Genomic DNA, 2,751 nt, shown 5'->3' with positions numbered 1-2,751 from the left:
GGCTCGTCGGACGCCGCCGCGGGCCTGCGCCTCCTCGCCCGCCTGAACGACCTCCCCCTCGACCACCCGGCCGTCGTCGCCTCCGCCCGCGCGACGGGCGCGGACGTGCCGGTCTGCCTGGAGCCGCGCGCCCGGATGATGCGGGGTGCGGGCGAGCAGGTCGGGCCGGCGCTCGGCCTCGCCCCGCTGCCCGCCGTGCTCATCAATCCCGGCGTGCCGGTGCCCACCGCGCCCGTGTTCCGGGCGCTCGGCCTGAAGGTCGGCGACGATCTGCCCGGCGGCGCCCATCCGGAGATCGCGCGGGACCTCGCCGGCCCGGAACTGCTGGCGCGGATCGCGCCGGCCCGCAACGACCTGGAGGCGCCGGCGCTCACGGTGGCCCCGGTCGTCGGGGACGCGCTGGCGGCGCTGCGCGCGCAGGACGGCTGCCGGCTCGCCCGGATGTCGGGCTCGGGTGCTACGGTCTTCGCGATCTTCGCCGACCGTCGCACGGCCACGCGCGCCGCCCGCAGGCTGCGGGCGGCCAATTCGGGCTGGTGGGTGAGCGCGTCCTACCTGCGGTAAGGGGGGCAAGCCTTCGGCGACGGGGCATCTTCCGCGCCGACGCGGTCGGATGAACCACCGCCCTTTCCCGGACGCCCGGGACGAGGGCCGACGGCGAGCCGGGACAGGGCGGGCAAGGGTCGCGCAGCGGCCCGGTCGTCACCCCCGGCGCGGCATGCGGACGCTTCGCGCCGCGCCCCACTCAATGCGCGCGGGCGATGCAGAAATCGATCGCTTCGAGCAGGGCGTCCTTGGTCCGGCCCGGGGCGAAGGGTGCCAGGGCCTCGCGGGCCAGCGCCCCGTACTGCCGGGCGCGCTCGACGGTCTCGGCCAGGACGCCGCGCCGGTGCAGGATGGCGCGGGCCTCTTCGAGGTCGCCCTCGCGGATCTCGCCGTCCTGCAGGGTCCGGCGCCAGAAGGCGCGCTCCGCCTCGCTGCCGTGCCGGAAGGCCAGCACGATCGGCAGGGTGATCTTGCCCTCGCGGAAGTCGTCGCCGACGTTCTTGCCCAGCGCGTCGGAGGTGCCGCCGTAATCGAGCGCGTCGTCGATGAGCTGGAAGGCGATGCCGAGATTCATGCCGTAGGCGCGGCAGGCGTCCTGCTCGTCCTGCGGGCGCTCGGCCAGCACCGGCCCGACCTCGCAGGCGGCGGCGAAGAGTTCCGCGGTCTTGCCGCGGATGACGGCGAGGTAGTCCTCCTCCGTCGTCTCGGTGTTCTTGGCCGCGGTGAGCTGCATCACCTCGCCCTCGGCGATCACGGTGGCGGCGGCCGAGAGGATGTCGAGGGCCTTGAGCGAGCCGACCTCGACCATCATGCGGAAGGCCTGGCCGAGCAGGAAGTCGCCCACCAGCACGCTGGCCTCGTTGCCCCACTTGATGCGGGCGGCGATCCGTCCGCGCCGCATGTCGCTCTCGTCCACCACGTCGTCGTGGAGCAGGGTCGCGGTGTGCATGAACTCGACGCTGGCGGCGAGCTTCACGGCGCCCTCCCCGCCCGCGTAGCCGCAGAGGTCCGCGCAGGCGAGCGTGAGGATCGGCCGCAGGCGCTTGCCGCCGGACGAGATCAAGTGGTTGGCCACCTCCGGGATCATCGCCACCTCGGATCCCGTGCGCGACAGGATCGTCGTGTTGACGCGCGCCATGCCGTCGGCGACGAGCGCGACGAGATCGTTCAGGCTCGCCTCCGCCTCGGAGGGGCCTTTCTCCACGGGAACCACGACACCCAAGGTCCGATGCCTCCAGACCGTCCGGCCGCGACAGGCGGCTCCGCCCCCCTTCGCACGCGGCTCTCCGCACCGCAACATGCGCCGGCGCGCGCGATGGGACGGAAGGTGATATGGTCCCGTACATGCGCGATGCCCCCGCGACCGATGCGCCGGGCCGCGCGGGCGGCCCCCCCGTGAGCGCGGAGGTGAGCGCGGAGCCCGACAGCCTGTTCGGCGGGCGCCTGCGCCTGTTCCAGCCCGCGCGCGGCGCGCACCGGGCCGGGACCGACGCGGTGCTGCTCGCACGCCTGCTCGAGCCCCCCCCGGGCGCCCGGATCTGCGACCTCGGCGCGGGAAGCGGCGCGGTCGGCCTCGCCTACGGGCTCGGGGGCGCCCGGGCGACGCTGGTCGAGCGCGAGCCCGAGATGGCGGCGCTGGCGCGCCGGAACGCCGCCCTCAACGGTGTCGAGGCCGCCGTGATCGAGACGGACCTGCTGGCCTCCGCCGCGGCGCGGCGCGCGGCCGGCCTCGAACCGGAGAGCCAGGACGTCGTCGTCACCAACCCGCCCTTCTTCGAGGGTGGAAGCCAGCCGTCGCGCAGGCTCACGCCCAACGCCCTGCGGGGGGCGGCCCACGATTTCGGGCCGGGCGACCTCGACACCTGGATCCGCACCGCCGCCTGGCTCCTGCGCCCCGGCGGCCAGCTCGGCCTGATCCACCGGGCCGACGCCCTGCCGTCCTGCCTCGCGGCGCTCGGGCGGCGCTTCGGCGGGATCAGCGTCCGCCCGGTCCACGCCCGGCCGGCCCGGCCGGCGATCCGGATCCTGGTCCGGGCCCTCAAGGGCAGCCGCGCGCCCTTCGGCCTGCTGCCGCCCCTGGTCCTGCAGGGGGCGGATGGCGTGCCGACGCCCGAATCCGTCGCCCTGCACGGTGTCGGGTCCTGGCCGCACGACGATCCGGGCGCCCGGCCAACCCGCGAACGATGATCCCTGCCGCGGGACCGG

3 protein-coding genes are annotated in these 2,751 nt (G+C 75.5%); 2 read left to right on the top strand and 1 reads right to left on the bottom strand.

Translation table 11 applies throughout. The features are described from left to right. Positions 1 to 564: 4-(cytidine 5'-diphospho)-2-C-methyl-D-erythritol kinase (locus tag AX737_RS14500; protein WP_082773052.1), on the top strand; the 564-nt coding region annotated here is incomplete at its 5' end. 181 nt (positions 565 to 745) lie between these two features. Here AX737_RS14500 and AX737_RS14495 read toward each other — a convergent pair. Beyond that, positions 746 to 1,768: a polyprenyl synthetase family protein gene (locus AX737_RS14495; RefSeq protein ID WP_066922423.1), complete on the bottom strand. Its 1,023-nt coding sequence runs from the start codon at positions 1,766 to 1,768 to the stop codon at positions 746 to 748. A 185-nt stretch (positions 1,769 to 1,953) separates the two neighbouring features. Between AX737_RS14495 and AX737_RS14490 the strand changes: the two genes are divergently transcribed. After that, positions 1,954 to 2,733, top strand: coding sequence for a methyltransferase (locus AX737_RS14490; protein ID WP_066922425.1), 780 nt, complete (start codon positions 1,954 to 1,956; stop codon positions 2,731 to 2,733). The last annotated feature ends 18 nt before the right edge of the window (positions 2,734 to 2,751 follow it).

The sequence above is a fragment of the Methylobacterium sp. CCH5-D2 genome, from assembly GCF_001556475.1.
Classification (GTDB): domain Bacteria; phylum Pseudomonadota; class Alphaproteobacteria; order Rhizobiales; family Beijerinckiaceae; genus Methylobacterium; species Methylobacterium hispanicum.
Note: the sequence above shows the minus strand (reverse complement) of the source record. Positions and strands in the feature narration are given on the sequence as shown.